This is a genomic window from Streptomyces sp. NPDC052036 (genome assembly GCF_040680495.1).
GTDB lineage: Bacteria > Actinomycetota > Actinomycetes > Streptomycetales > Streptomycetaceae > Streptomyces.
In genome coordinates this window covers 61,886-86,531 of the sequence record NZ_JBFAWW010000024.1, presented here as the reverse complement: position 1 = coordinate 86,531, position 24,646 = coordinate 61,886, and the positions used below count along the sequence as shown (strand labels likewise).

Annotated in this window: 22 protein-coding genes and 1 pseudogene; 16 read left to right on the top strand and 7 right to left on the bottom strand. The window is 70.7% G+C overall.

What is annotated here, in order from left to right; translation table 11 throughout:
• Window positions 1–18: 18 nt before the first annotated feature.
• The gene (locus AB0L95_RS28365) at window positions 19–804 is read right to left on the bottom strand and encodes an SCO2525 family SAM-dependent methyltransferase (protein WP_365166073.1); all 786 of its coding nucleotides are present in this window, start codon (window positions 802–804) and stop codon (window positions 19–21) included.
• A gap of 247 nt (window positions 805–1,051) precedes the next feature.
• On the opposite strand from AB0L95_RS28365, the gene AB0L95_RS28360 reads away from it, so the two are divergent.
• Window positions 1,052–1,588 carry a GNAT family N-acetyltransferase gene (locus AB0L95_RS28360; protein ID WP_365166071.1) on the top strand — a complete coding sequence of 179 codons (537 nt, stop codon included), beginning with the start codon at window positions 1,052–1,054 and terminating at the stop codon, window positions 1,586–1,588.
• A gap of 131 nt (window positions 1,589–1,719) precedes the next feature.
• On the opposite strand, the gene AB0L95_RS28355 is transcribed toward AB0L95_RS28360, so the two are convergent.
• Window positions 1,720–2,469 (bottom strand): FadR/GntR family transcriptional regulator, encoded by a 750-nt coding sequence (locus AB0L95_RS28355; protein ID WP_365166069.1) that lies wholly within the window; start codon window positions 2,467–2,469, stop codon window positions 1,720–1,722.
• Window positions 2,470–2,707: 238 nt separating this feature from the next.
• Between AB0L95_RS28355 and AB0L95_RS28350 the strand changes: the two genes are divergently transcribed.
• From AB0L95_RS28350 to AB0L95_RS28330, 5 genes are read left to right on the top strand one after another with little or no spacing between them, the layout of a single operon-like run.
• A complete protein-coding gene (locus AB0L95_RS28350; RefSeq protein ID WP_365166067.1) occupies window positions 2,708–4,336 on the top strand; it encodes an ABC transporter substrate-binding protein in 1,629 nt (542 codons plus the stop codon).
• Between the two features lie 19 nt (window positions 4,337–4,355).
• The gene (locus tag AB0L95_RS28345) at window positions 4,356–5,318 is read left to right on the top strand and encodes an ABC transporter permease (protein ID WP_365166065.1); all 963 of its coding nucleotides are present in this window, start codon (window positions 4,356–4,358) and stop codon (window positions 5,316–5,318) included.
• Window positions 5,318–7,294 (top strand): dipeptide/oligopeptide/nickel ABC transporter permease/ATP-binding protein, encoded by a 1,977-nt coding sequence (locus tag AB0L95_RS28340; protein WP_365166156.1) that lies wholly within the window; start codon window positions 5,318–5,320, stop codon window positions 7,292–7,294. The genes AB0L95_RS28345 and AB0L95_RS28340 overlap by 1 nt, the downstream gene beginning before the upstream one ends.
• On the top strand, window positions 7,291–8,403 hold the full coding sequence (locus AB0L95_RS28335; protein WP_365166063.1) for an ABC transporter ATP-binding protein: 1,113 nt from the start codon (window positions 7,291–7,293) through the stop codon (window positions 8,401–8,403). Before AB0L95_RS28340 ends, AB0L95_RS28335 begins: the two co-directional genes overlap by 4 nt.
• Window positions 8,403–9,338 carry a dihydrodipicolinate synthase family protein gene (locus AB0L95_RS28330; RefSeq protein ID WP_365166061.1) on the top strand — a complete coding sequence of 312 codons (936 nt, stop codon included), beginning with the start codon at window positions 8,403–8,405 and terminating at the stop codon, window positions 9,336–9,338. Before AB0L95_RS28335 ends, AB0L95_RS28330 begins: the two co-directional genes overlap by 1 nt.
• Before the next feature lie 3 nt (window positions 9,339–9,341).
• On the opposite strand, the gene AB0L95_RS28325 is transcribed toward AB0L95_RS28330, so the two are convergent.
• The 3 genes from AB0L95_RS28325 to leuA all read right to left on the bottom strand — a co-directional run bounded on the left by AB0L95_RS28325 (window position 9,342) and on the right by leuA (window position 13,379).
• A complete protein-coding gene (locus AB0L95_RS28325) occupies window positions 9,342–10,574 on the bottom strand; it encodes a sialidase family protein (RefSeq protein ID WP_365166059.1) in 1,233 nt (410 codons plus the stop codon).
• 196 nt (window positions 10,575–10,770) lie between these two features.
• Window positions 10,771–11,475: a TerB family tellurite resistance protein gene (locus AB0L95_RS28320; RefSeq protein WP_365166057.1), complete on the bottom strand. Its 705-nt coding sequence runs from the start codon at window positions 11,473–11,475 to the stop codon at window positions 10,771–10,773.
• Between the two features lie 182 nt (window positions 11,476–11,657).
• Window positions 11,658–13,379, bottom strand: coding sequence for a 2-isopropylmalate synthase (gene leuA / locus AB0L95_RS28315; protein ID WP_365166055.1), 1,722 nt, complete (start codon window positions 13,377–13,379; stop codon window positions 11,658–11,660).
• 354 nt (window positions 13,380–13,733) lie between these two features.
• Here leuA and AB0L95_RS28310 point away from each other — a divergent pair, with 354 nt between their 5' ends.
• The 9 genes and pseudogenes from AB0L95_RS28310 (at window position 13,734) to AB0L95_RS28270 (ending at window position 21,785) form a co-directional block, all read left to right on the top strand.
• Complete coding sequence (locus AB0L95_RS28310) at window positions 13,734–14,801, top strand: M4 family metallopeptidase (RefSeq protein ID WP_365166053.1); 1,068 nt, start codon at window positions 13,734–13,736, stop codon at window positions 14,799–14,801.
• Window positions 14,802–14,833: 32 nt separating this feature from the next.
• On the top strand, window positions 14,834–15,100 hold the full coding sequence (locus AB0L95_RS28305) for a protealysin inhibitor emfourin (protein WP_365166051.1): 267 nt from the start codon (window positions 14,834–14,836) through the stop codon (window positions 15,098–15,100).
• A gap of 77 nt (window positions 15,101–15,177) precedes the next feature.
• Window positions 15,178–16,491: a GH1 family beta-glucosidase gene (locus tag AB0L95_RS28300; protein WP_365166049.1), complete on the top strand. Its 1,314-nt coding sequence runs from the start codon at window positions 15,178–15,180 to the stop codon at window positions 16,489–16,491.
• Window positions 16,488–17,786 carry an MFS transporter gene (locus tag AB0L95_RS28295; protein ID WP_365166046.1) on the top strand — a complete coding sequence of 433 codons (1,299 nt, stop codon included), beginning with the start codon at window positions 16,488–16,490 and terminating at the stop codon, window positions 17,784–17,786. Before AB0L95_RS28300 ends, AB0L95_RS28295 begins: the two co-directional genes overlap by 4 nt.
• Window positions 17,787–17,895: 109 nt before the next feature.
• A pseudogene (locus AB0L95_RS28290) lies at window positions 17,896–18,295 on the top strand (DNA-binding protein).
• Between the two features lie 142 nt (window positions 18,296–18,437).
• Window positions 18,438–19,514, top strand: a complete 1,077-nt coding sequence (locus AB0L95_RS28285; protein ID WP_365166044.1) for a PhoH family protein — start codon at window positions 18,438–18,440, stop codon at window positions 19,512–19,514.
• A 12-nt stretch (window positions 19,515–19,526) separates the two neighbouring features.
• Window positions 19,527–20,024 carry an rRNA maturation RNase YbeY gene (gene ybeY / locus AB0L95_RS28280; RefSeq protein ID WP_311698420.1) on the top strand — a complete coding sequence of 166 codons (498 nt, stop codon included), beginning with the start codon at window positions 19,527–19,529 and terminating at the stop codon, window positions 20,022–20,024.
• Window positions 20,021–21,328, top strand: coding sequence for a hemolysin family protein (locus AB0L95_RS28275; RefSeq protein ID WP_365166042.1), 1,308 nt, complete (start codon window positions 20,021–20,023; stop codon window positions 21,326–21,328). The genes ybeY and AB0L95_RS28275 overlap by 4 nt, the downstream gene beginning before the upstream one ends.
• A 103-nt stretch (window positions 21,329–21,431) precedes the next feature.
• The gene (locus AB0L95_RS28270) at window positions 21,432–21,785 is read left to right on the top strand and encodes a cytidine deaminase (RefSeq protein WP_365166039.1); all 354 of its coding nucleotides are present in this window, start codon (window positions 21,432–21,434) and stop codon (window positions 21,783–21,785) included.
• Between the two features lie 43 nt (window positions 21,786–21,828).
• On the opposite strand, the gene AB0L95_RS28265 is transcribed toward AB0L95_RS28270, so the two are convergent.
• Window positions 21,829–22,167 (bottom strand): P-II family nitrogen regulator, encoded by a 339-nt coding sequence (locus tag AB0L95_RS28265; RefSeq protein WP_365166037.1) that lies wholly within the window; start codon window positions 22,165–22,167, stop codon window positions 21,829–21,831.
• Complete coding sequence (locus tag AB0L95_RS28260) at window positions 22,164–23,483, bottom strand: ammonium transporter (RefSeq protein WP_365166034.1); 1,320 nt, start codon at window positions 23,481–23,483, stop codon at window positions 22,164–22,166. Before AB0L95_RS28260 ends, AB0L95_RS28265 begins: the two co-directional genes overlap by 4 nt.
• A 168-nt stretch (window positions 23,484–23,651) precedes the next feature.
• Here AB0L95_RS28260 and era point away from each other — a divergent pair, with 168 nt between their 5' ends.
• Window positions 23,652–24,611, top strand: coding sequence for a GTPase Era (era, locus tag AB0L95_RS28255; RefSeq protein ID WP_365166031.1), 960 nt, complete (start codon window positions 23,652–23,654; stop codon window positions 24,609–24,611).
• Window positions 24,612–24,646: the final 35 nt, after the last annotated feature.

Here is a 24,646-nt window from a genome sequence, read left to right as displayed (position 1 = left end):
TGTATTCCGTGCGCCAGGTCAGAAATGAACCGTGAAATTCCGGTGGCCGAGGGCCAGGATCATTCCCTCGTGTCCCGGGCGCACCATGTCCGTCGGCTTGTCCAGTCTGAGAACCCTGGGGTTTTCGGCAAATGGCCTCAGAGCCTCGTGCACCTGCGCCTCGTCGACATCGCACGCCGGGTAATACTCGTCGCCCACGTCATACCCCGTGGAGCCGGCCATGAACGCGGCGGCGAAGGGAGCGCCGGGCGCCAGGGCCCGCAGGAAACACGCGACAGCGCTGTGGAACTCCGCGTGGGAGTCGGACATCGACTCGGCGACGAAGAACATCGTTCCGATGGCCCAGTGCGCGGGGCGGCGCACCAGATCGAACAGGTTGCCGGGTTCGACGCGGACGGTGTCAGTGAATCTCGCCCTCCGGTTTTCGTGGATCTCTTCGTAGGCGGGATCCTTGCGCAGCACCTCCCAGAAACTCTCCCACCCCGTACCGAAGTTGACCCGCTGCTCCCTCAGATACTCCACGTTCGCACTCGAAAGCTCCAGCTGGGTGATCTCTTTGCACCACGGGAGCATGGACAGCGCGGGATAGAGGTTGGCACCTGCGCCGACGTCAACACCGAGAACCGGCCGTTCGAAACGCTTGTGGAAATGATCGCTGAAGTGATCGCGTACATACGCGATGATCTCCGCGTCCACATCGAGCAGCTCACGGTAATTACGATCGATGTACGCGTGAGGGTCGAATGCGTCCCACGGGGCATCAGCGTTGAGTTTAGGCGCCCGCGGCGGGGCTTCCAGGTCCATTGGCTCACGGTACCAACGGGTGTGACAGCACGGATCCCCTTTGCCGCGATGCCCCGAACCCATGACGGGGGGACGGGGTCGCGAAGAATCGGCCCTTGGTCCTGAACCCTCCTTGAGCGGCCGGACACTGACGGGTGATGCTGGTCCGAACCCTGTCGAAAGCAACCCTGACGGCGGGGTGTGCGCCATCCGAGTCTTATTCACCCATATGGGGCCGTGCGCCCCTGCCCTTTGACCAGGGGGTGGCATGGCCGCTTATCCGGCGGAACACTCAGGAGATCCTTTCGCCTCGCTCACCGGCCAGGTGTTCCGTCCCGCCCGGCAACGGCCCGTGCGGATGAGAGGGGTCACCGAGGCGGACCTGCCCGAGGTGCACCGCCTCGACCGGGAGGTCTTCCAGGAGGTGGCGTACCCGTACTTCATGCTCCGTCAGCTGTTCGACATGTACGCCGATCACCTCCTGGTCCTGGACGACGGCGAGGCCCTCCAGGGCTATGTCCTGGCCGGCACCGGGGACGACTCCGGGCTCGGCTGGGTGCTGGGCCTGGGCGTCGCCCGGGAGCGCCGCGGGGAGGGCCTCGGGCGGCGGCTGATGCTGGAGATTCTGGGGCGGCTGCGCAACGACGGCATACGGGAGGTCAGACTGACCGTCGACCCCACCAACGCGGCGGCGATCGCCCTCTACAAGTCCTCCGGATTCGCCCCCGCGGCGCCCGAGGGCGGCCTTCGCAGGAACTACTTCGGGCCGGGCGAGCACCGCCTCGTGCTGGGGCTGAGCCTGTGACCGGCGGGCGAGGAGGGCTCAGCCGGTGAAGCGCTCCGCACAGGGCCGCTACCAGGCGATCTCGACGCGGGCGGTCCGGGACCGGGCCCCGGCGAGCAGCGGCCGTCGGGCGGACGGGGCCCGGGCGGTCCTCAGAAGCCGCCGGACGGTTCGCCGTACTCCCGGGCCGTGCGGTCCTCGATGCCACGGAAATGGTCCGCCATCGCCCGTTCCGCGCCCTCGACGTCCCGGGACCGCAGAGCCGTGACGATGTCGCGATGGCGGCGCGCCGTGAGGTGCGGGGTGCTGCCGTCCGACCAGTCCCGGGCCCGGGCGACCCGCCGGAACACCGTCCAGAACGCGCTCAGCAGCTGCGGCACCAGCGCGTTGCCCAGCGAGCCGTAGAGCAACTCGTGGAACTCCCGGTCCAGTTCGGCGAAGGGCCGGTCCTCCCGGCCCGCCGCCTCCATCCGGGACACCACCGCCTCCAGACGGTCCAGCTCCGGTTCGGACAGCGTCATGGCGACCCGTCTGATCAGCCCCTCCTCCAGGACCTCACGGACCTGGAGAATCTCGTTCAGGGCGTCCATCTCGTCGTCGGGCCGGGTGAGCGTGCGGAAGGTGAGACCGTCGACGAACGGGGTCAGCGACGCCTGCCCGACATAGGTCCCGTAGCCGTGCCGGATCTCCACGATGTCGAGTGCCTGAAGGGCCTTGAGCGCCTCCCGCACCGAGTTGCGGCTCACCCCGAGGTCCTCCATCAGCTCCGACTCCGTGGGCAGTGGCGCACCGGGCCGGAGTTTGCGATCGAGGATGAGCTGCATGACCTCGCGCTGGATCCGGCTGCTGACACGCCGCTCGGTCCTGCGTCGGTTCCCGGGGGCATCGGACATGCGCCGCATCGTACGCGCGTGCCTCTCGGGCGTCCCGCCCCCGGAGGGTATGAATACGTCAACTACCCGCATTTCAAGCCTTCATTGGTCGCACCTGTGACGGCTCGGCCATTCGTGTGTCTCCCCTTGACCGCCCCCACGGCCCCACCTATGGTCACGCTGCCGCCATGACGTAGGACGTCGTATCTCTCCATCCTCGAGCCTCTCCCCACAGCCCTCATCCAGACCACCCTTTGCTGGAGGAACCGTGCGCGACGTGATTCCCGACGTACCGGCGCCGGACCGCCGGGCGTTCCTGAAGTACACCGGCGCGCTGGGCGCGGCCGCCGCCCTGTCCTCGTCGCTGGCCGCCTGCTCCTCGGGCCCGGAGTCCACCAACGACACCGGCAGCGAGGGCGGCAGGAACCGGACGCTGACGGCGGTCATCGGCTACGGCAATGACGGCAGCTGGGATCCCACCCAGACCGCCTCGGCCTTCTGCATGGCCGCCAACAACCACATCTACGAGGGCCTGCTCGACACCGACCCCATCACACGCGAGCCGTACGCGGCGCTCGCCACCGAGGTACCGAAGGACACCGGCTCCACGTCCTGGCGGTTCACCCTGCGGGAGGGTGCGAAGTTCCACGACGGGCAGCCGGTCACGGCTGACGACGTGGTGTTCGTCTTCGACCGGATCCTGGACCCGAAGACCCAGACCCTCGCCAAGGGGTTCTTCGCGAGCTGGCTGAGCGAGGTCCGCAAGGTCGACGCGCGAACCGTCGAGCTGGTGCTCAAGTTCCCCTTCCCGGACGGCCTCTCACGGCTGACGCTGGCGAAGGTCATGCCCCGGCACGTCTTCTCCCGGCCCGGTGCCTGGGACGACGCGATCAAGGGGCTGGCCGTGGGCTCGGGACCGTACCGGCAGACCGCGCACCATCCGAAGTCCAACACCACCTTCGAGGCGTTCGCCGACTACAACGGGCCGCGCAAGGCCGCGTTCAAGAAGATGAACTGGCTGACGATCGTCGACGCCGCGCCGCGCGTCGCGCGGATCTCCGGCGCGGACGCGGGGGCGCAGATCGCGGACAACATCCCGTACGCCAACATCCGGCAGCTCACCGCGAGCGGGCTGGCGGTCCGGGGCGGAGCCGGGATGAACAACCTGTTCCTGATGTTCAACACCAAGCACAAGCCCTTCGACGACGTCCGGGTCCGGCAGGCCCTCCACTACGCCATCGACACCGGCAAGATGGTGGAGGTGGCCCTGAAAGGACACGGGAAGCCGTCGTCCTCCTTCCTCAACGAGGGCAACCGCGCCTACCGACGGGCGAAGACCGTCTACGACTACGACCCCGACAAGGCGAAAGCGCTGCTGAAGGAGGCCGGGGTCCGCGGGCTGAGGATCGACGTCCTCGCGGTGAACGTGAGCTGGATCGTCGACTGCCTGCCCACCATCAAGTCCTCCTGGGACGCGATCGGCGTGCAGACCACGCTGTCGCCGCAGGAGACCACGGCGGTCTTCACCAAGATGGACCAGAAGCAGGACTACCAGGTCGTCGCCGCCGCCTCGAACCCCAATCAGTTCGGCCTCGACGCCGATCTGATCATGCACTACAACTACGGCCCGCAGAACCTGTGGATGGGTTACGCCCGCTGGGCCGACAACCCCGTCGCCAGGAAGCTCTTCACGGACATGGACCGCGCGACCCGGGAGTCCGACCCGGCGCGGAAGACGGCGATGGTCCAGGACTACATCGACGTCGTCGCCGAGCAGGCCGTGCTCTACCCGGTGGTCCACAACGAGCTGATGACCGCCTGGAACCCCAGGGAACTCACCGGGATAAGGGCGCAGCCCTACCCGGGCATCAACCTCCTCCAGGCCAAGTGGGTCTAGCCACGACAGGAGTTGGTCCATGGCCGCCGTCGCCAGGATCCTGGTCCGCCGCGTCCTGCTGCTGGTGCCGCTGATGCTCGGCATCGTGCTGTTCGTGTTCCTCGTGATGCGGTTCTCGGACGTCGACCCGGCGTCCGCGTTCTTCCAGGGCGCCAACCCGACACCGCAGCAACTGCACGACTTCCGGGAGCGCAACGGGCTGCTCGACCCGCTGCCGGTGCGCTACGTCCACTTCGTGGGCGATCTGCTCCACGGTGACATGGGTACCAGCGCCCTGACCCGGGCGCCGGTGGTCGACCAGGTCACCACGGCGCTCCCGCTCACCCTTCAGCTCACTTTTCTCGGGCTGGGTGTCGCGGTGGTGCTGGCCCTCGTCGGCGGGGTGACGGCCGCCATCCACCGGGACCGGCTGCCGGACCAGATCATCCGGGTGGTGTCCCTGACCGGGGTCGCCGCCCCCGGGTTCTGGCTGGCGCTGCTGATGATCCAGTATCTGGCGGTCGACCGGGGCTGGTTCCCGGCCGGCGGCTACATCAACCCGGCGGACTCCTTCACCGGGTGGCTGCGGACGATGACCCTGCCCGCGCTCGCGCTGTCGCTGCCGGTGGCGGCGCAGCTGACCCGGATCGTGCGCACGGCCGTGGTGGAGGAGCTGGACAAGGACTATGTGCGCACGGCGATCGGCAGCGGACTGCCGCCGCGGGTGGTGGTCGGCCGGAACGTGCTGCGCAACGCGCTCATGAACCCGCTGACGGTGCTGGGCCTGCGGGTCGGGTATCTGCTGGGCGGGGCGGTCGTCATCGAGACCATCTTCTCGCTGCCCGGGATGGGAAAGCTGATGATCGACGCCGTCAACAACGGCGACCCGGCCGTCGTCCAGGGTGTCGTACTGACCACGGCGACCGGATTCGTGGTCGTCAACCTCGTCATCGACATCCTGTATCTGCTGGTCAACCCGCGACTGAGGGATGCGGCCCGGTGATCACCACACGCAGGGGTCTCGCCCGGGCCCTGACCCGTCCCGGTGTCCGGCTGCGCGGCTGGCGCCGGCTGCCGCCGCTGTCGAAGGCCGCGGTCTGCTTTCTGGCGGTCGTCGTGCTCGTCGCGCTGCTCGCGCCGGTCGTCGCCCCGCACGACCCGCTCGACCAGCAGGAGCCGGTCGACGGCACCGGGCACCCCTCGGCCGGCCACTGGATGGGCCAGGACAGCCTCGGCCGGGACATCCTCAGCCGGCTGATGTACGGGGCCCGCTGGTCGCTCGCGATCGGGCTCGGGGCGACCGCGCTGGCCCTGGTCGTGGGGGCCCTGCTCGGCGCGGTCGCGGCGACCTCCCGCAAGGCCGTCGACGAGACGCTGATGCGCTGTCTGGACGTGGTGATGGCGTTCCCCGGCATCGCGCTCGCGGCCGTCCTCATCTCCGTCTTCGGCGGCGGCATCACCGTGCTGATCTGCGCGATCGCGTTCCTGTTCACCCCGCCGGTCGCCAGGGTGGTCCGCGCGAACGTGCTGGACCAGTACGGCGAGGACTATGTCACCGCCGAACGCGTGATCGGCGCCCGCACTCCCCATATCGTGCTGCGGCACGTGGCGGTCAACTGCGCCGCGCCTGTGCTGGTCTTCTGCACGGTGCAGGTCGCCGAGGCCATCGTGTTCGAGGCGTCGCTGTCCTTCATCGGGGCGGGCGTACGACCCCCGGACCCCTCGTGGGGCAGCGTGATCGCGGACGGCAAGAACATGGTGCTCACCGGCGGCTGGTGGGCCACGGTCTTCCCGGGCCTGCTGATCCTGGTCACGGTCCTGTCGCTGAACATCCTGTCCGAGGGCGTCTCGGACGCGTGGGCGGCGCCCGCGGCCCGTGCCGTCGAGGTACGGGACGAGGGCGACCGGCTCCAGGCGCCCCAGCCCGGCAGCGGCGAGGTGGTGGCGCTGCCGGGGCTGGCCGAGGCGGCGCGGCGGCTGCGCTCGCGGGCCCGTCCCCTGCCGGGCGGGCCGCCGGTGCTCGCGGTGGAAGACCTCGCCATCGGCTTCCCCGGCAGGCACGGGGGCGTGGACATCGTGGACGGCATCAGCTTCGAGGTGCATCCCGGGGAGGTCCTCGGGCTGGTGGGCGAGTCGGGGTGCGGGAAGTCGCTGACCGCGCTCGCGGTCATGGGGCTCCAGCCGAAGGGGGCCAGGGTGCGGGGCCAGGTCCGGTTCGGCCGACGGGAGTTGCTGGCCGAACGGATGCGGGTACGGCGCAGGCTGCTCGGCCATGAGATGGCGATGGTCTATCAGGACGCGCTGTCCTCCCTGAACCCGGCGATGACGATCCGGGCGCAGCTGAAGCAGGTCGTACGGCGCGGTGGCCGCCGGAGCCCCGCCGAACTGCTGACGATGGTCGGCCTGGACCCCGAACGCACCCTGCGCAGCTATCCGCACGAACTCTCCGGCGGCCAGCGGCAACGGGTTCTGATCGCTCTGGCACTCTCCCGCGATCCCAGGCTGATCATCGCGGACGAGCCGACGACCGCGCTGGACGTGACCGTTCAGGCGCAGATCATCGAACTGCTGCTCGGGCTGCGGGCGGAACTGGGGTTCGCGCTGATCCTCGTCTCGCACGACCTGGCACTGGTGGCGGACGTCACGGACCGGGTGGTGGTGATGTACGGCGGGCAGATCGTGGAAACCGGGGTGACCGCCGACCTGGTGGAGACACCCGCCCACCACTACACCCGGGGGCTGCTCGGCAGCGTGCTGTCGCTGGAGTCGGCCGCCGAGCGGATGACGCAGATCAAGGGGGTCGTCCCCGCCCCCGCCGACTTCCCGGCCGGCTGCCGCTTCGCGGACCGCTGCCCACGGGCGAGCGAGGTGTGCCGGACGACGGCGCCCGGCCTCGCGGGCACCCCGACGCACACGGCGGCCTGCCACCACCCGGCGGTCGATCTGGTGACGACCGAGGAGAGCGAGGCCGTGACATGAGCAGGACCGTCGAGCCCCCGGGCGCCCCCGGCGCGATCGTGGAACTCTCCGACGCCCATGTCGTCCACAAGGCGCGCAGCGGCGGCCTGTTCACACGGGACCGGGTGTACGCCCTGACCGGCGCCGAGCTGACCGTGGCGCCCGGCGAGACGGTCGGTGTGGTCGGCGAGTCGGGATGCGGCAAGTCGACGCTGGCGAAGGTGCTGGTGGGTGTGGAGCGGCCGACCTCGGGCACGGTGCTCTTCCGGGGCCGCGACCTGTGGTCGATGCCGCCCGCCGAACGCCGGGCCGCCGTCGGCGCGAACACCGGCATGGTCTTCCAGGACCCCTCGACGGCACTGAACCGCCGGCTGACCGTGCGCCGGATCCTGCGCGACCCGCTGGATGTGCACCGGCGCGGTACACCTCCGCAACGGGAGGAACGAGTACGGGAGTTGATGTCGCTCGTGGGTCTGCCCCGGGCCCTCGCCGACGCCCTGCCCGGGCAGCTCTCCGGCGGTCAGCGGCAGCGCGTGGCCATCGCCCGCGCCCTCGCCCTCGACCCCGAGCTGGTGGTCGCCGACGAGCCGACGAGCGCGCTGGACGTGTCGGTCCGTGCGCAGATCCTCAACCTCCTGCTGGATCTGCGGGAACGCCTGGGCCTGGCGCTCGTCTTCGTCTCGCACGACATCCAGACGGTACGGCGGATGAGCGACCGGGTGATCACCATGTATCTGGGCCGGATCGTGGAGGAGGCCCCGGCCGGGCGGGTCACCGAGCACGCCCGGCACCCGTACACCCGGGCCCTGTTCTCCGCGACGCCCGGTCTGCTGGACCCGATCGACCCCATCCCGCTGGCCGGTCCCGTGCCGTCGGCCGCCCGGCCGCCGAGCGGCTGCCCGTTCCGTACCCGCTGCTGGAAGGCGGACGAGGTGTGCGCCGAGGCGATGCCGGGTTTCTCGGGCGCGTCGTCCGCCGGTCACCGCTTCCGCTGCCACCATCCTGTGGAGGAGGGCGAGCCGACGCGCGACCTCGTGCGCCAGGCCGCACGGCCCTCCCCGGCCACCGCCATGGCCGAGGGGGCGCCGGACCACGTACTGCCCGACCAGAAACACGCCCGGGAGCCCTGATGACCCTGCCCGCCCCGCTGACCGGTGTCGTCCCGCCCGTCTGCACCCCCCTGACACCGGACCGCGAGGTGGACGTCCCCTCGCTCCTCGGGCTGGTGGACCATCTGCTGTCGGCCGGGGTGGACGCCCTGTTCGTGCTCGGGTCGTCCTCGGAGGCCGCGTATCTGACGGACCGCCGGCGCCGGCTGGTGGTGGAGACGGTCGTGTCCCATGTGTCCGGCCGGGTCCCGGTGCTGGCCGGGGCGATCGACATGACCACGCCCCGGGTGCTGGACCATGTGGCGTGCGCGACCGCGGCGGGCGCGGACGCGGTGGTGGTGACGGCGCCCTTCTACACGCGCACGCATCCCGCGGAGGTCGCCCGCCACTACCGCCTGGTCGCCGAGCGCTCCCCCGTGCCGGTGTTCGCCTACGACATCCCGGTGTCCGTCCACACCAAGCTGAGCCCGGAGCTGGTCCTGGAGCTGGCCGGGGAGGGGACCCTGGCCGGTCTGAAGGACTCCAGCGGCGATCTGGCCGCCTTCCGCACGGTGGTGACGGGCGCCCGGACGCACCCCGGGATCAGGGGCTTCAGCGTACTGACGGGTTCCGAGCTGGTCGTGGACTCGGCGCTGGCCCTGGGTGCGGACGGGGCGGTGCCGGGGCTGGCCAATGTGGACCCCGAGGGATATGTGCGTCTGGACCGGCTGTGCCGGGCGGGCGACTGGGCCGCGGCGCGGGCGGAGCAGGAGCGCCTGTGCGCGCTGTTCGGCATGACGCGCGCCGGGGACCCGGCGCGGATGGGCGGCAGTTCGTCGGGCCTCGGCGCGTTCAAGGCGGCTCTGTTCCTGCGGGGCGTGATCGCCTGTCCGGCGACGGCCGAGCCGCAGGTGGCGCTGTCGGAGGCGGAGACGGAGCAGGTGGGCAAGTACCTGGCGGCGGCGGGGCTGCTGTAGCCGTCACTGCGGGACGCCGAGCAGGGTCCGTCGGAACTCGATCGTCTCGTACGGTCCCTTCGCCCCGGTCTCGTAGAGGATCGCGGCCTGCCCGCCGGGCAGCTGGACCAGATCGCTGTAGGCCGCCATCCGCCGGGACAGGGTCAGCACCTGGGTGAAGCGCCTCCCGCCGTCGGTGCTGCGCCAGATCGCCATCGCCTGGCGCGCGGTGGGCACGGAGGGCCCGGAGAAGAGCAACGGGGCGTGGACACCGCGGAGTTGGAGGACGCTGCCCTGGACGACGGGGACGTCGTCCAGGGAGTGCTGCACCGTGTAGGGGTGCTCCAGGGTCTTGCCCCCGTCGTCGGAGTAGCTGTCGAGGCGGTTCCCGGCGCTGCTGCCGCTCTGGTCCCGTGCGTTGAAGTAGATCCGTCCGTCGGGGAGTTGGGCCGCGCCGGTCTCGTTGGCGTTGTCGTGGCCGTCGTGCGAGTCGTCGCTGAAGCCCAGGCGCCAGGTGGTGCCGCCGTCGTCCGAGTAGATCGCGTGTCCGCCGTAGTACCGGGCCTCCCGTCCGGTGTCGGAGGAGCCGGGGGGCGGCGCGGTGGAGTGGTCGGCGGGCACGACGAGACGGCCGGCGTGCGGGCCCCGGGTGAGGGCGATCGCATGGCCGGGGCCGGTCGCGTACCACCGCCAGCCCGTCCGCTTCACCTCGGCGGTGATCTCCCGTGGGGCCGAGAAGTGGCGCCCGTCGTCACCGCTCGTCTGGACGAAGACCCGGCGGCTCTCGCGGGGCGTCACCTCGCCGCGCATGATCTGCGCCTCGGTCACCGCACCGCTGTTGTAGGACGTGACGAGGACGACCCGCCCGGTCCGCGGGTCCACCACCGGCGCCGGGTTGCCCCGGGTGTCCCCCTTGCCGGCGGCGACGACCGTGAGCGGCCCCCAGGTGCAGCCGCCGTCCGGGGAGCGTCTGAGGACGACGTCTATGTCGCCGCTGTCCGCCGCGCTGCCCCGCCGCCCCTCGGCGAAGGCGAGCACGGTCCCCTTCCCCGTGACGACCGCCGCCGGGATCCGGTAGGTGTGGTAGCCGCCCTGCCCGGCCTTGTACGGCTCGGAGGAGAGGCAGCCGCGGGCCGGCAGGGCGGGGGTCGCGGAGGCGGAGCCGAGGGACGCGGGACTGACCGAGGCGGGGATCGCGGCTGCGAGCGGGGTGAGGAGTGCCGTGGCGGTGAGAAGGGCGCGGGTCAGGAGTGTCATCCCTCTCCCTTGGGGGTGTCGTCCCTGTGCGGGACGGTGACCGCTGACGGTCTCATGCTCCCCATGGCCGCTACCCGTCACCCCTGGAGCCCGGGTGTCTCACCGGTCCGGGTGACGGTGGCGTGTCCCTGATACGAGTGACTACGACGGCGCAGGCGGTCCGGGTGACCACGCCGGTGTCCCCGGTCCGGGTCGGCTACGACGGTGTGCGCGCCGCCGCCAGCAGCCGGGTCACGTCGTCCGAGCAGATCGTCAGGGCCGCGCCGACCGTGGTGAGCACCTCGCGCTCGGCGGGGGTGTAGGGACCGTCCGCGAGGGCGATGCGGGCCCCCTGGAGCAGGATCGACTCACGGCCGGCGGAGGCGAGGTGAGGGGCCAGGGGGTCCAGCGCCTCGTGGAGCTCTATGGCGAGGCTCGCGCCGCCCGGTTCGCCGCAGACCCGGCCGGTGTCGGCGATCAGGGCCTCGACCAGGGCGCCGAGCCCGTCCACCGTGCAGTCCTCGAAGCCGGCGGAGCGGACCGCGGTGGCGGCCGTCTCCAGGGCCGTACGGGTGCAGGTGCCGCCCGCGGCGAGGACCGCGAGGGCCACCGTGTGGACGGCGTCGCGGAGCATCGCGGAGAAGCGAGTCGTGGTGGGGTGGTCCAGGACGTCCGTGCCGTAGTGGTGGCCGCAGGCCGCGCACTCCACGACCGGGCCCGTCTCACCGCGTGGCAGGACCGGGATGCCCACGAGGGCGAGGCGGCGGCGCCCGGTGAGGCGCTGGTAGTTGCGGTCGCCCCCGCAGCCGGGGCAGAAGAACTCGCCGTCGCCCACGGCGGTCCATGCGGTACGGAAGCCCAGAACCTGCGCGGCACGGGCCCTGCGGACTCCACGGCCGTTGCGTCCCCGTCCTGGCAGCACGTCGCACCTCCGTAACCCCACGGCAACATCGCCGCGCTGGCGTGATGTTAGCCACATTGTTGATGCGGAGTCAGTACCCCGGACGAGACCTCTCCGTGATCTTCGGCCGAAATGGCTGGTCCACGACGCGGCCCCGTCCGCCCTGAAGGGCGGACGGGGCCGGAAACGTGCCGGTCAGAGGGTCAGCGGTCGGCGCGGTTGACCGCGGAGACGACGGCCTTCAGCGAGGCACGTGTCGTATTCGCGTCGATGCCGATGCCCCACAGGACCTTGCCGTCGATCGCGCACTCGATGTACGAGGCCGCCTGCGCGGAGGCTCCCTCGCTCATCGTGTGCTCCTGGTAGTCCAGCAGGCGCACGTCGACGCCGAGGGACTGCAGCGCGTCGAAGAAGGCCGAGATCGGACCGTTGCCGGAGCCGGTGAGGACGGTGTCCCGGCCGTCGACCGTGGCCTCGACCGTCAGGGTGTCGACGCCGTCCTTGTCGGTGGTGGTCTGGCCCGCCCTCACCTGGATGCGGCCCCAGGGGTTGTCCGGGTTCGGCAGGTACTCGTCCCGGAAGACGCTCCAGATCTCCGTCGGCGTGACCTCGCCGCCCTCGGCGTCCGTCTTCGCCTGGATGATCCTCGAGAACTCGATCTGCATCCGGCGCGGCAGGTCCAGCTTGTGGTCGTTCTTCAGGACGTAGGCGATGCCGCCCTTGCCGGACTGCGAGTTCACCCGGATGACCGCCTCGTAGGAGCGGCCGACGTCCTTCGGGTCGATCGGCAGGTACGGCACCGCCCACTCGATGTCGTCGACGGTCTTGCCCCGGGCGGCCGCATCGGCCTCCATGGCGTCGAAGCCCTTCTTGATGGCGTCCTGGTGGGAGCCGGAGAAGGAGGTGTAGACGAGGTCCCCGATGTACGGGTGGCGGGGGTGGACCTCCATCTGGTTGCAGTACTCCCAGGTACGGCGGATCTCGTCGATGTGGGAGAAGTCGATCTGCGGGTCGACGCCCTGGGAGAAGAGGTTCATGCCCAGGGTGACCAGGTCGACGTTGCCGGTGCGCTCGCCCTGGCCGAACAGGCAGCCCTCGACGCGGTCCGCGCCGGCCATCACGGCCAGCTCGGCGGCGGCCACGGCGGTGCCGCGGTCGTTGTGCGGGTGGGCCGACAGACAGACGTACTCGCGGCGGGAGAGGTTGCGGTGCATCCACTCGAAGCGGTCCGCGTGGGTGGAGGGGGCCGAGCGCTCCACGGTGGCGGGCAGGTTGAGGATGATCTCGCGGCCCGGGCCGGGCTGCCAGACGTCCATGACCGCCTCGCAGATCTCCAGGGCGAAGTCCAGCTCGGTGTCGGTGAAGATCTCGGGGCTGTACTGGTAGCCGAACTCGGTTTCGGGGCCCAGCAGCTTCTCGGCGTACTCCATCACCAGCCGCGTGCCGTCGACGGCGATCTGCTTGATGTCGTCCTTGGAGCCGCGGAAGACGACCCGGCGGAAGACGGGGGCGGTCGCGTTGTAGAGGTGGACGTTCGCCCGCCGCGCGCCCTTCAGGGACTCGACGGTCCGCTCGATCAGGTCCTCGCGGGCCTGGGTCAGCACGGAGATCGTCACGTCGTCCGGGATCGCGCCCTCTTCCTCGATGATCGAGCGCACGAAGTCGAAGTCGGTCTGGCCGGAGGCCGGGAAGCCGATCTCGATCTCCTTGTAGCCCATCTTCACCAGCAGGTCGAACATCGCCCGCTTGCGCGCCGGGGACATCGGGTCGATCAGGGCCTGGTTGCCGTCGCGCAGGTCGGTGGAGAGCCAGCGCGGGGCGCGGCTGATGCGCTGGTCCGGCCAGGTGCGGTCGGGGATGTCGACCTGGTCGTACGGGCGGTACTTGTGGACCGGCATGGACGTGGGCTGCTGGCGGTTGGCCATGGTGCGTGGGCTCCTCAAGGTGTCCCGGAGGGCGGCCGACGGCGCAACGCCAAACTCCGCGGGGAGGGGGTCGGCCTCGACTACAGGCCCTCGCCGCGGCAGCTAAGGAGGAGCAGCCCGATACGCATGATGCTCCGCATGTTAGTCCAGCCGCACCGGATGCGAGGGTCCGTATCAGTATGCGGGACCGCGGCGACAATTCGGACAAAAAGTGCGGCACCTCACAGCCGGGCACCGCCCCCGCATCCGCCCCATGTCACCTCACCGTGGCGCGGATAGCTCCATGGCGTGGCTTTTCACCAATCATGGTTGCGGGTAGTGACAGATTGGTCACACAGTGCAATGGTGCCCGACATGAACACCAACGGGGACTCTGAGCCCGTCTTCTGCACCATCGTGCCACCGCATGTCCTCGACAAACTCGCCCAGCACGAGGACGCCGCGCTCGCCACTCCCGCCCGCCGCACCCTGGAGCGGGACGCCATGGAGCGCACCCGCCGCCGGCTGACCACCGTCATCGGCGCACCCGCGGCCGCCCCGCCCGCCGCCGGTACCGGCACACCGCAGCGCACGGTCTACGACGCCGGGCACCAGCAGACCCTGCCCGGCACCAAGGTACGCGGCGAGGGCGACCAGCCCGGCGAGGACGCCACGGTCAACCGGGCGTACGCGGGCCTCGGCGCCACCTTCGAGCTGTATCTGCGGGCGTACGGCCGCGACTCCATCGACGGCAAGGGCCTGCCGCTGGACGCGAGCGTCCACTTCGGCGAGAACTACGACAACGCCTTCTGGAACGGCGAGCAGATGGTGTTCGGCGACGGGGACGGGGAGGTCTTCCTCGACTTCACCACCCCGGTCGACGTCATCGGCCACGAACTCACCCACGGCGTCACCCAGTACACCGCGAACCTCGCCTACTTCGGCCAGTCGGGCGCCCTCAACGAGTCGATGTCGGACGTGTTCGGCTCGCTGATCAAGCAGTACACGCTCGGCCAGACCGCCGCCGCGGCCGACTGGCTGATCGGCGCCGGGCTGCTCGCCCCGCGCGTCAACGGCAAGGCGCTGCGCTCGATGAAGGAGCCGGGCAGCGCGTACGACGACGACGTGCTCGGCAAGGACCCGCAGCCGGGGACCATGGACGGCTATGTGCGCACCGGTCAGGACAACGGCGGGGTGCACATCAACTCCGGCATCCCCAACCACGCGTTCTACCTGGTCGCCACCGAACTCGGCGGGCACGCCTGGGAACGGGCCGGACAGATCTGGTACGACGTGCTGACCGGCGGGGAGCTGGACTCGCAGGCGACCTTCGAGGACTTCGCGAGGCTCACGGTGACGGCGGCGGTGTCCCGCTACCACGAGGGCGCGGAGCAGGAGGCCGTTCTCAAGGCCTGGGAGCAGGTCGGGGTCCAGACCTCGTAGCCCGGACGCCCGTCCTGCACTAGACAGGTGCCATGCATATTCGGGTGAGGCGTACGGGCGGGTTCGCGGGCATCGAGCGCCGGGCCGAGGTGGAGACCTCGGGACGGGCCGACGCCCAGGAGTGGCACGCCCTGGCCGAGCGTGTGCTGGCCGCCGGCCGGGACACGCCGCCGGCCGGTGTACCGGACGGCTTCAGCTACGAGATCACCGTGGACGGCAGGACCGTGTACTGCGCGGATCCCCGGCTCACAGAGGACCAGCGGACGCTGGTCTCCCGGGTGCTGAAGGAAGGTGCGTGAGCCGTCAGCCATGCGTCAACGGGCAGTTCGTCCCTGCCCGTTGACGCGCCTTACCGTCGGTAAGGATGATCCGGCGCATGGCGACGAACCCCATACCCCCGTTCCCCGCCGGCTTTCTGTGGGGCGTGTCCACCTCGGCCCACCAGATCGAGGGCGCGGCCGATGTGCGCGAACCCTCCGTGTGGGACGTGTTCACCGCCGAGCCGGGCCGGGTGAAGGACGGCTCGACCGCGGCGGTGGCCTGCGACCACTACCACCGCTACCGCGAGGACGTGGCCCTTCTCGCGGACCTCGGCGTGGACGCGTACCGCTTCTCGGTCTCCTGGCCCCGGGTGAACTCCCCCGGCGGACTGGACTTCTACGACCGGCTGGTGGACGAGCTGTGCGCGGCAGGCGTACGCCCGGTCGTGACCCTCTTCCACTGGGATCTGCCGGTCACGCGGGACTGGCTGAAGCGGGACACGGCGTTCCGGTTCGCCGAGTACGTGTCGGTCGTCGCCGAGCGGCTCGGCGACCGCGTGGCCAAGTGGATCACCCTCAACGAGCCCGCCGAGCACACCCTGCTGGGCCATGCGCTCGGCGTCCACGCGCCGGGCAGACGGCTGATGTTCGACGCGCTGCCGGTGGCCCACCACCAGCTGCTGGCCCATGGCCTGGCGGTACGGGCGCTGCGCGTGGCCGGGGCGGGCGACATCGGGATCGCCAACTCGCACGGTCCGGTCCGGCCCGCCTCCGAAGGACAGGAGGACGTGGCGGCCGCGGACTTCTACGACATCCTGCTCAACCGGCTGTTCGCCGACCCGCTGCTGCTCGGCAGCTACCCGGACGGCATCGAGGCGTTGATGCCCGAAGGCCCCGAGGGCGTGGAGTCCGATCTGAAGGTCATCTCCGAGCCTCTCGACTGGTACGGGATCAACTACTACGCGCCGGCGCGGGTGGGCGCCCCGCAGGGCGAGGACATCGAGTTCGGCGGCGTCTCCCTGCCCGCCGAACTCCCCTTCTCCGTCCGGGAGATCGAGGGCCACCCGGTCACCGACTTCGGCTGGCCGGTGGTCCCCGGGGCGCTGACCGAGCTGCTGACCGGCTTCCGCGAGCGCTACGGCGACCGGCTCCCGCCCGTCGTCATCACCGAGAACGGCTGCTCCTACGAGGGCATCGACGACCAGGAGCGCATCGCCTATCTGGACGGTCACATCCGGGCACTGCACCGGGCGACGGAGGCCGGGGTCGATGTGCGCGGCTACTTCGTGTGGTCGCTGCTGGACAACTTCGAGTGGGCCGAGGGGTACGCGCGCCGCTTCGGCCTCGTGCATGTGGACTACACGACGCTTCAGCGGACCCCGAAGGCGTCGTACGCCTGGCTGCGGGAGCTGCTGCGGGCGCGGGGATGACGACGGCGAAGCGGCCCGCCGGCCGGCCCGTGGACGCCCTCGCCGAGCCCGTCGAGCGGGTCGGCCGGGGCTGGACCTCGGCCCTGTCGCTGGCCAACGGGGCGATCTGGGTGGGCTGGTACGGCCCGTTGCAGATCCTGCTGGCCTCGCAGGCGAAGGACTTCGCGCCCGGCTCCGGGGTGTCCAAGGAGACGATGCTGGCCTGGGTCACGGGCGCGGGCGCGGTGGTGTCCCTGGTCGCGAACCCGTTCTTCGGCGCGCTCTCGGACCGCACCACGGGCCGCTGGGGCCGCCGCACCCCGTGGATCGTGGCGGGGACGGCAGGCGGGGCGCTGTCGCTGCTGCTGCTGGCCGGGGCGGACGGTCCCTGGACCATGGCGCTGGGCTGGTGCCTGGTGCAGCTGACGCTGAACGCGGCCTTCGCGGCGGTGACGGCGGCGGTGCCGGACCGGGTGCCGAGGCTCCAGCGGGGCTCGGTGGGCGGCTGGCTGGGGGCGGCGCAGATCCTCGGGGTGGTCGGCGGGACGGGCCTGGCGACGGCGGCCGGGGGCATCGGGGCGGGCTATGCGGCGTGCGCGGTGTTCACGGTGGTGGGCGTGGCGCCGTACGTCCTGTGCCACGCGGATCCGCGGCTGCCGGCGGCGGACCGGCCGCCCTGGTCGTGGCGGGGCTTCCTGGCCGGGTTCCGGCTCAGTCCGCGGCGCCATCCCGACCTCGGGTGGGCCTGGCTGACCCGCTTCCTGATCAACCTCAGCAACGCGCTGGTGCTGCTGTATCTCCTGTACTACCTGCGGGACCGCATCCTTCCCCGGGGCTCCGGGTCAGGAGGGATTCCGGTGCACGACCCCGAGCAGGGCGTCCTCGTCCTCACCTCGGTCAACGGCGTCACCCTGCTCGCCACGGTCGTCGTCGGCGGGCTCTGGTCGGACCGGGTGGGGCGCCGCAAGCCGTTCGTGGTCTGGTCGGGGGTGCTGATGGCGGTGGCGACGGCGGCCCTGGCGGGCTGGCAGACCTGGACGGGCACGGTCGTCGCGGCGGCGGTCCTCGGTGTCGGTTTCGGGGTGTTCACCTCGGTGGACTTCGCGCTGATGACGGACGTCCTGCCGAAGGCCCTGGACCGCGGCAAGGACCTGGGAGTGATCAACATCGCCAACGCCCTCCCCCAGGTCGCGGCCCCGGTCCTGGCGGCTCCGATCGTCACGCACCTGGGCGGCTACCGGGTGCTGTACCTGGTCGCGGCGGTGATCGGACTGGCCGGGGCGCTGCTGGTGGGGCGGATCCGGGGAGTGGAGTGAAAGCCCGGACACGGCGTTACGAAGAGGAGCATGGCGCGTTCACAGAGGAGGAGATGACCGAAGCCTTCGCCCGTCTGAACGGCGCCGCCCCCTCGCACCAGGAAGCCGTGTGACACCGATCGCCACCCTCGTCCTCGACTGCGAAGGCCTCTCCGCCTGGATAGCTCAGGACCGCAAGACAGTCGCACTGTTCAAGGCGCTGGCCCTCACAGAGGCGAACCTGGTCGTCTCGGCCAACACCATCATCGAAGTCACCCACGTAGGCACCAGCATGCCCCGCCCGAACTGGGCACTTTCCCGCATGAAGGTCGAACCCGTCACCGAGCAGGCCGCGAAGACCGCCGCCGAGCTCGTCAAGGAAGCCGGCCTGCACGGCCACAAGTACGCGATCGGCGCCTCGGTCGCGTAAGGCCGCTCTCCGTCAGTCCGGCCCCGCGGCCGTCCTCACCTCCGATGCCGACGACATGCGGAAGCTGTGCGGGAGCCGGGTCAGGGTCGTCGCGCTCTGAGTACTGTCCCGCCCTGGTGTCGTACAAGCGCACAAAAAAGTCCTACGGCTCTGTCAGTGCCGCGTCGTACTCTTGAAACCGCGAGGCCGCCCTCAGCTACGCGGCCGTACGGAGGAGGAATCGCAGGCCTACGAGCCGGCCCATGACGCAGACACCCACAGCTCACACCCCCGCGCAGGGGCAGGCGAAAACGCAGATCACCGTCCCTGCCCAGCACCCGATGGTGATGGTGCTGGGTTCCGGTGACTCCCTGTTGCGCGTGATCGAGACGGCCTTCCCGGGGGTCGACATCCATGTCCGGGGCAATGAGATCAGCGCAGTGGGCGACCCGGCGGACGTCGCCCTGTTGCAGCGCCTGTTCGCAGAGATGATGCTCGTGCTCCGCACCGGGCAGCCGATGACGGAGGACGCAGTGGAACGCTCGATCGCCATGCTCCGGGCGAGCGAGAACGGCGAGGGTGACGGACCGGAGACCCCGGCCGAGGTGCTGACGCAGAACATCCTGTCCTCGCGCGGCCGGACGATCCGCCCCAAGACGCTCAACCAGAAGCGGTACGTCGACGCGATCGACAAGCACACGATCGTCTTCGGCATCGGCCCCGCCGGTACCGGCAAGACGTATCTCGCCATGGCCAAGGCGGTCCAGGCCCTGCAGTCCAAGCAGGTCAACCGGATCATCCTGACCCGTCCGGCGGTCGAGGCGGGCGAGCGCCTCGGCTTCCTGCCCGGCACGCTGTACGAGAAGATCGACCCCTATCTGCGCCCGCTCTACGACGCGCTGCACGACATGCTCGACCCCGATTCCATTCCGCGGCTGATGGCCGCCGGGACCATCGAGGTCGCTCCGCTCGCGTACATGCGCGGCCGCACCCTGAACGACGCCTTCATCATCCTGGACGAGGCCCAGAACACGAGCCCCGAGCAGATGAAGATGTTCCTCACCCGCCTCGGCTTCGACTCGAAGATCGTGATCACGGGTGATGTGACCCAGGTGGACCTGCCCAACGGAACCAAGAGCGGTCTGCGGCAGGTCCAGGACATCCTGGAAGGCGTCGAGGACGTCCACTTCTCCCGTCTGTCGTCCCACGATGTCGTACGGCACAAGCTCGTCGGCCGTATCGTCGATGCCTACGAGAAGTACGACATCAAGAACGACACCGAGAACGGCACGCACAAGCCCGGCCGCGGCAAGGCCGGGCACGCGCACAAGGGGAAGTAGACCAGCAGCACCATGTCGATCGACGTCAACAACGAGTCCGGCACCGAGGTCGACGAGCAGGCGATCCTCGACATCGCCCGCTATGCGCTCGCGCGGATGCGCATCCACCCGCTCTCCGAGCTCTCGGTGATCGTCGTGGACGCCGACGCCATGGAGCAGCTGCACGTCCAGTGGATGGACCTGCCGGGACCGACGGATGTCATGTCCTTCCCGATGGACGAACTGCGGCCCCCGGCCAAGGACGAGGACGAGCCCCCGCAGGGGCTGCTCGGTGACATCGTGCTCTGCCCGGAGGTCGCCGCCCGGCAGGGCGCCGAGGCACCGACGCAGCACTCCATGGACGAGGAGCTCCAGCTCCTGACCGTCCATGGAGTGCTGCACCTGCTCGGCTACGACCACGAGGAGCCCGACGAGAAGGCCGAGATGTTCGGCCTGCAGGCCGCCATCGTGGACGGCTGGCGTGCGGAGAAGGGCCTCACCGGGCCGTCCCCGGCCCCCACCGTGTCATGAGCCCCCAGCTCGTCGTCGGCGCCGTCGCACTGGTCGTCGTCGCCTGGCTCGCCGCCTGCGCGGAGGCGGGCCTCGCGCGCGTCTCCAGCTTCCGCGCCGAGGAGGCCGTGCGCAGCGGCCGGCGCGGCAGCGCCAGGCTCGCCCAGATCGCGGCGGACCCGACGCGCTATCTCAATGTGGCGCTGCTCGTCCGGGTCACCTGTGAGATGGCCGCCGCCGCGCTGGTCACCTACGCCTGTCTGCGGGAGTTCCCCGGGACGGCCGAGGCCCTGCTGGTCGCCATCGCGGTCATGGTCCTCGTGTCCTACGTCGCCGTCGGCGTCTCTCCGCGCACGATCGGCCGCCAGCACCCGCTGAACACGGCGACGGCGGCAGCGTACGTCCTGGTGCCCCTGGCCCGGATCATGGGCCCGATCCCCTCCCTCCTGATCCTCATCGGTAACGCCCTCACCCCCGGCAGGGGCTTCCGTCGGGGCCCCTTCGCCTCCGAGGCGGAGCTGCGCGCCCTGGTCGACCTGGCGGAGAAGGAGTCCCTGATCGAGGCCGAGGAGCGCCGCATGGTGCACTCGGTGTTCGAGCTGGGCGACACCCTGGTGCGGGAGGTGATGGTCCCGCGGACGGACCTGGTGGTCATCGAGCGTTACAAGACCATCCGCCAGGCGCTGACCCTGGCCCTGCGGTCGGGCTTCTCGCGGATCCCCGTCACCGGGGAGAGCGAGGACGACATCGTCGGGATCGTGTATCTGAAGGACCTGGCCCGCAAGACGCACATCAGCCGGGACGCCGAGTCGGAGCTGGTGTCCACCGCCATGCGGCCGGCCACGTTCGTGCCCGACACCAAGAACGCGGGCGACCTGCTGCGGGAGATGCAGAAGGACCGCAACCACGTCGCCGTCGTCATCGACGAGTACGGCGGCACGGCCGGGATCGTCACCATCGAGGACATCCTGGAGGAGATCGTCGGCGAGATCACCGACGAGTACGACCGTGAGCTGCCCCCGGTGGCGAACCTGGGCGACGACCGCTATCGCGTCACCGCCCGTCTCGACATCGGCGACCTCGGCGAGCTGTACGGGCTGGAGGCGTACGACGACGAGGACGTGGAGACGGTCGGCGGACTGCTCGCGAAGGCGCTCGGCCGGGTGCCGATCGCCGGGGCGTCGTCCGTGGTCGAGCTCCCGGACGGCCGGGAGCTGCGGCTGACCGCGGAGGCCGCGGCGGGCCGCAGGAACAAGATCGTGACCGTGCTGGTGGAGCCGGTGGGCGGGACCGGGCCCGCAGCGCGGGAGCCGCAGCCGGAGTGAGTCCTCGGCGGCCGGGAAGCGCGGGCGGAGCCCGGCCTCCCGGCCCGCCCGGACGTGCGCCCCTGCGGACCGTCCGGTCCGGTCGCATCCGTATGCTCGGATCATGACCGACAACAGCGCGCTCGACCCCGAGGACCGCAAGATCGTCACCCTGGCCCGCTCGGCGCGGGCCCGCAACGGCGTGCCGGAGGGTGCCGCCGTGCGCGACGAGACCGGGCGCACGTATGTGGCCGGAACCGTCGCGCTGGAGTCGCTGAAGCTGAGCGCCCTGCAGACGGCGGTGGCGATGGCGGTGGCGTCGGGCGCGCAGTCGCTGGAGGCGGCGGCCGTGGTCACGGAGGCCGAGTCCGCGTCGGCAAAGGACCGGGCGGCGGTGCGGGACCTCGGCGGCCCCGAGACGCCGGTGCTGGTGGCGGGCCCGGACGGCACGGTCCGCGCGAGCGTGACGGCGGGCTGAGGAAGCGTAGGGCCGTTCCCCCGGACGGGCGCGGCCCTTCGGGTCAGAGGGCGTCGGGGCCGCGCTCGCCCGTCCGCACCCGTACGACCGTGTCCACGGGCACCGCCCAGACCTTGCCGTCGCCGATCTTCCCGGTCTGCGCGGCGCTCACCACCGCGTCGATCACCGCGTCGGCGTCGGCGTCCTCGACCACCACCTCGATGCGGACCTTGGGCACGAGGTCGACCTGGTACTCGGCGCCGCGGTAGACCTCGGTGTGGCCGCGCTGGCGGCCGTAGCCGCTGGCCTCGGTCACGGTGAGGCCGTGCACACCGAGTTCCTGCAGAGCCGTCTTGACCGCGTCGAGGCGGAAGGGCTTGACGATCGCGGTGATGAGCTTCATGCCTGGGAGGTGACCTTCTGGGCGGCGGAGTGGGCGACCGGGGCGCCATGCCCCAGGACTCCGTGATCGTAGGCGGTCTCGGCGTGCACCGTAAGGTCCAGGCCGGTGTGCTCCTGCTCCTCACTCGCACGGAAGCCCAGCACCCTGTCGATCGCCTTGCCGAGGGCGTACGTCACCGCGAAGGCGTAGACGGCCACCACGACCACGGCCAGCAGCTGCTTGCCGAGCAGGGCGGGCCCGCCTCCGTACAGCAGGCCCTTCGTGCCGCCGGTCATCTCCCGCGCCGCGAACAGGCCGATGAGCAGGGTGCCGATGACACCGCCGACCAGGTGGACCCCGACGACGTCGAGCGAGTCGTCGTAGTTCAGTTTGAACTTCCAGCTCACGGCGTACGAGCAGACGACCCCGGCGGCGAGGCCCACCACCAGCGCGCCGAGCAGGGACACCGTGCCGCAGGACGGGGTGACGGCGACCAGGCCCGCGACCGCGCCGGAGGCCGCGCCGAGCGTGGTGGGGTGGCCGTCGCGCTTCTGCTCGACGAAGAGCCAGCCGAGCAGGCCGGTGCACCCGGCGGCGAGGGTGTTGAGGAAGACGGCCGCCGCGAGGCCGTTGGCGCCGAGCGCCGAGCCCGCGTTGAAGCCGAACCAGCCGAACCACAGGAGCCCGGCCCCGAGCACCACCATCGGCAGGTTGTGCGGGCGCATGGCGTCCCTCTTGAAGCCGAGGCGGGGACCGAGGACCAGGCACAGGGCGAGCCCGGAGGCGCCGGAGGTGATCTCCACGGGCAGTCCGCCGGCGAAGTCGAGGGCCCCGAGGCGGGCGAGGATCCAGCCGCCCGGACCCCACACCCAGTGCGCGACCGGGACGTACACGAGCAGGGCCCACACCGGTACGAACACCAGCCACGCACCGAACTTCGCCCGGTCCGCGACCGCGCCGCTGACGAGCGCCGCCGTGATGATCGCGAAGGTGAGCTGGAAGGTGGCGAAGAGCAGCGTGGGGACGCTGCCGTGCAGACTCCGGGGGCCGAGGCCCGCCATGCCGGCGTGCGCCAGGCCGCCGATCAGCCCGCCCGCGCTGTCGTCGCCGAAGGCCAGGGAGTATCCGGCGGCCAGCCACACCACGGTGACCAGGGCGATCGACACGAAGCTCATCATCAGCATGTTGAGCACGCTCTTCGTGCGGACCATGCCGCCGTAGAAGAGGGCCAGACCCGGGGTCATCAGCAGGACGAGGGCGGTGGCGGCGAGCAGCCAGGCGGTGTCGCCGGTGTCGAGGGCGGGGGCCTTTCCGGCGGCCAGGCGGACGATCTCCACAGGCGGGTCTCCTCGGTGTGCGGGCTCGTCCGAGGGTCACCGCCGCGCGTTTCCGGTCGCGTACGGGTGTGTTTCCGTGACGTTTCGTGTTGCGTCGGTGTTTCCGGGACCTCACCGGCACCCCGGCGGGCGCACGAGCGTGCGGTGGGGCTCCGTGGATCAGGGACAATGGGCGCCATGAGCGTGCGCAGTCAGTCATCCGAGCCGACCGAGGCCGTCCACCGGGCGGGCTTCGCCTGTTTCGTGGGCCGTCCCAACGCGGGCAAGTCCACCCTCACGAACGCTCTGGTCGGGCAGAAGGTGGCGATCACCTCGAACCGGCCGCAGACGACCCGGCACACGGTACGGGGCATCGTGCACCGGCCGGACGCGCAGCTGATCCTGGTCGACACCCCCGGTCTGCACAAGCCGCGGACGCTGCTCGGCGAGCGGCTCAACGACGTGGTGCGGACGACCTGGGCCGAGGTGGACGTGATCGGCTTCTGTCTGCCCGCCGACCAGAAGATCGGTCCCGGTGACCGCTTCATCGCCAAGGAGCTGGCGGGGATCAGGAAGACCCCGAAGGTCGCGATCGTCACCAAGACGGACCTCGTGGACTCCAAGGCCCTGGCCGAGCAGCTGATCGCGATCGACCAGCTGGGCAAGGAGCTGGGGATCGAGTGGGCGGAGATCGTGCCCGTGTCGGCGGTCGGGGACAAGCAGGTGGAGCTGCTGGCCGACCTGCTGATCCCGCTGCTGCCCGAGGGGCCCGCGCTCTACCCCGAGGGCGATCTGACGGACGAGCCGGAGCAGGTCATGGTGGCCGAGCTGATCCGGGAGGCGGCGCTGGAGGGCGTGCGGGACGAACTGCCGCACTCCATCGCGGTGGTGGTGGAGGAGATGCTGCCGCGCGAGGACCGTCCGGCGGACAAGCCGCTCCTCGACATCCACGCGAACGTCTACATCGAGCGTCCCAGCCAGAAGGGGATCATCATCGGCCCCAAGGGCAAGCGGCTGAAGGAGGTCGGCATCAAGTCCCGCAAGCACATCGAGGCGCTGCTCGGGACCCCGGTGTTCCTGGACCTCCATGTGAAGGTGGCCAAGGACTGGCAGCGGGACCCGAAGCAGCTGCGCCGGCTGGGCTTCTAGCGGCCCGCACCCGGCGACGGCGGTCGTGCGCACGC